1 protein-coding gene is annotated in these 261 nt (G+C 58.6%); it reads left to right on the top strand.

Annotated features, from left to right (window positions below):
- A partial coding sequence (locus SB822_RS58340; RefSeq protein ID WP_410859276.1) for a hypothetical protein occupies positions 1–261 on the top strand: 261 nt, incomplete at both ends.

The raw sequence follows: 261 nt of genomic DNA, 5'->3' as shown, positions 1-261 counted from the left end.
CTGTGGCAGGAAGAAAACCCGCAAATCCTGAAAGTTGAAGTCGTGGTTCGCGGTGTAAGCCGCGTGGTGCGCAGCGCAGCTCCAGTGGAAGCCTGCGAAGCAGTTGAAACCAAGCCTGCTGTGGCTCCGCGCGAAAAGATGGTGTTTCCAGTTGGGCAGTCGCTCGGTGAAAAGCGCGGTTCCGCAGTCGTTGCAGAATCGGCTTCGGGTTCCGTTCTGGGTTCACCGCTCGACCCGCGCTATACGTTCGACAGCTTTGTC

It is taken from the genome of Paraburkholderia sp. SIMBA_054 (genome assembly GCF_046534875.1).
Classification (GTDB): Bacteria; Pseudomonadota; Gammaproteobacteria; order Burkholderiales; family Burkholderiaceae; genus Paraburkholderia; species Paraburkholderia hospita.
The sequence above is the reverse complement of the archived record's forward strand: the minus strand, read 5'-3'. Positions and strand labels throughout refer to the sequence as shown.